The organism is Rhodothermales bacterium (genome assembly GCA_013002345.1).
Taxonomy (GTDB): Bacteria; Bacteroidota; Rhodothermia; order Rhodothermales; family JABDKH01; genus JABDKH01.
The window spans coordinates 1-2828 of sequence record JABDKH010000151.1; the positions used below are offsets into that span (position 1 = coordinate 1).

At 59.1% G+C, this 2828-nt stretch carries 3 protein-coding genes; 1 reads left to right on the top strand and 2 read right to left on the bottom strand.

Annotated elements, in window-relative coordinates; genetic code table 11:
• Both HKN37_07620 and HKN37_07625 read right to left on the bottom strand, forming a co-directional pair.
• On the bottom strand, positions 1-158 hold a 158-nt coding region (locus tag HKN37_07620; protein NNE46513.1), incomplete at its 3' end, for a TetR family transcriptional regulator.
• Positions 159-456: 298 nt separating this feature from the next.
• A complete protein-coding gene (locus HKN37_07625; protein ID NNE46514.1) occupies positions 457-1536 on the bottom strand; it encodes a mannose-1-phosphate guanylyltransferase in 1080 nt (359 codons plus the stop codon).
• Positions 1537-1717: 181 nt separating this feature from the next.
• Between HKN37_07625 and HKN37_07630 the strand changes: the two genes are divergently transcribed.
• A complete protein-coding gene (locus tag HKN37_07630; GenBank protein ID NNE46515.1) occupies positions 1718-2683 on the top strand; it encodes a hypothetical protein in 966 nt (321 codons plus the stop codon).
• The last annotated feature ends 145 nt before the right edge of the window (positions 2684-2828 follow it).

The following is a 2828-nucleotide window of genomic DNA, read 5'->3' on the forward strand; positions in this document are numbered from 1 at the left end:
CCTTTGCCGAATTCGGCACGCGAGGCGATCTCATCGAGTGTCGACTGTCCGAAACCTCTTTCGGCGAAGACCGACTGCGCGGCCTCGAGCATGGCCGTTCGCCTCGAGAGGCGCTCCCGCTCCTTGCGTGACATTGAAAGCGGTTCGTCTACCTGCATACACGCATATTGTGACTAATTGGTCAGAGCGTGACGCGTACGTCATGGTGTGACGCGGGATTCATTTCGAATGTGAAGATCCGGGAAAGACAGGCAAAGTGATCGGCGCGGCTTCTGACGAGTCGTAGCTGCCCGATTGGAACGGCAGTCCGGCTATCCAGGCGCGGCCGAAAAGTGTTGAATTTGCCCGACGGCGCGGTCGACCCGGTTGAGCGCAGGCCGTCCGTAGTGATGGGTGCTGGTCAGATTGCCAGCTGCGCGGGCTCGCAGTCGTGCCGACGCGAACGCCCGGTTGATGTCAGACGTAGTCAGACAGCCGGTGCGCACGGAGGTACTCCACGACGTTCTTGACCTGTTGCGTGCTGTCGCGGTTGCATACCAGCACGGCATCCTCGGTCTCGACGACCACAACGTCGTGCATGCCGACCATGACGATCAATCGATCGTGCGCCTGCACCAGGCAGCGACTCGAGTTACGCACGATGACATTTCCGGTCATCGCATTGCCATGGTCATCTTTTGGACTCAGATCGTATACGGCCTGCCAGTCGCCTACGTCGCTCCATCCGAAGGACCCGGGCACGACGTACACACTATCAGCATGCTCCATCACGCCATAGTCGATGGAAATGCCGGAACATGCCTGATACGCCTGTTGCACGGCCGCGTCCTCATCGGACGAGTCGACGACGGTTTCGACTGGGGCAAAGGCAGCGGCTAGTTCGGGAAGATGATGTCGGATCTGATCCAGGATCGAATCTGCCCGCCAGATGAACATGCCGCTGTTCCAGAGGAAGTCTCCGGAGTCCAGGAATCGCTCTGCTGTTTCAATGTCCGGCTTCTCCGCGAACGTCCGCACGGGTTGCGCCGACGGGTCCTCGCTCTGGTGGTCGCTTCCCGCCGCAAACTGGATGTACCCGTAGCCGGTGGCCGGGAAGTCCGGCGTAATGCCAATGGTGACGAGTGCACCGGGTTCGGCGGCTTTCTCTGCGGCCACTCGGAGGATCTCATGAAACCGATCAACCTGCTGGATGAGATGGTCCGCAGGCAGAACGACCATGACAGCATCCGGGTCGCGAGCGATCAGCTTGATAGCCGCGTACAGAATGCATGGTGCCGTATTACGGCCGATCGGTTCGGCGATAATGTTCTCCGGAGGGACGTGCTCCAGCTGCTCGCGTGTCTGGGCCACGTACTCCTCATTGGTGACGACAAAGCACCGGCTCGGCGGGATGAATCCGTCCAGTCGAGCGACGGTTCGTTGAATCAGTGTGTCGTCGCCGAGCACCTTCAGGAACTGCTTGGGGCGTGCATGACGACTCTCGGGCCAGAAGCGGCTTCCTACGCCGCCGGCCATGATTACTGCGTAGAGATTCATGTTGTGGGTACGTCGTGATCGATTGCGCAATATAGGTTGCCCTGTACAACGGGGGATTGATGGCACGCATCCGGGGTCGGAATTGACGGACTGTTAACGTCTTCCGGCGAACACCATTGGGCAGCCCCGGGTCGATTCCCGTTCGAGCCTGTTGTTCAGTAAATTCTGCTGCGGTCAGTCGTTGGCCGATTCCCACCCTGAAATCGCCAGTGAGGCCATCGGCTACCAATCCTTGACATCGTCGATCCATAAGACACTGTGCGTTCTTGCGGTTCATTACAATAACGCGGACGAGGTCCGGCGCTACGTGGACCACGTGCTCGGGTTGCCGCTGCCCGAAGGCTGGCGGGTAGTCGTGTCCGTGACCGACAACAGTCTCAACTGGCCCACCGGCATCGACATGGACGAGCGCTGTTTCATCTGGACGCCCGAGGCCAACCTCGGCTACCTGAACGGGTGTGCGTACGGGCTGGCTTGCTGGAGATCAACGGATGGAGACGATCCAGACTGGGTCGCTGTCACGAACACCGATATCGCATTTGACCAGGACGCACTTCTTCAGCTTCTCACCACGGCGTGGGACGAGACGGTCGGCTCGGTGGCGCCTCAAATCCGCACGCCCATTCATCAGGATCAGAATCCCTTCATGCGGTCAAGGCCAAGTCTTGCCCGTCTTCGACTCCTGAGAATTGCCTTCACGGACGCCTGGTGGCGCCGAGCTGTTCTGCGGGTTTTGAGAAGCTCAACGTATCTGCGGTGGAGTCGTTTGAAGAGTCGTCGCGGCTTTGAGCCGGCGGCCCGAGAGGAGGCTCTCTCGGCGCAAAGATCGACGGCTCGCTTGACTGGCATCTACGCCCCCCACGGAAGTGTGATGTTCTTTCCTCCGTCGTTCTTCAATACGGGATGCAGCCTCACCATGCCCTGGATGATGTACGGAGAGGAGATTCATATTGCAGAACAGATCCGTCGGGCGGAGCTGGAAGTTCTATGGGCGCCCGAGATCCGGGTGGAGCATCGCATGGCATCCACCACCGGCGCGTCGACTCCCGATCAGCGTATGGACTGGAGAGCCACATCTCTGGACCAGCTCATAGACCTGTATTTCAATGAGCCAGTGGCTGAACCGTCTGGCCATCAAAATTCGTAGAGAAAGAGACTACCATGCATTCGAGTTCATCACGCGCGGTTCTGTTTGGATCTCTCGCGTTTGTTACGATCGGCGCCAAGCTTTGCAAGATCGCCGTCAGCTACCTGAAATATCTGCCGACCCAGCGGGTGGTCATTGCGATCAT

Coding starts and splice junctions, on each gene's coding strand:
- HKN37_07625 (NNE46514.1), bottom strand. CDS start 1,536: ATGAATCTCTACGCAGTAATCATGGCCGGCGGCGTAGGAAGCCGCTTC.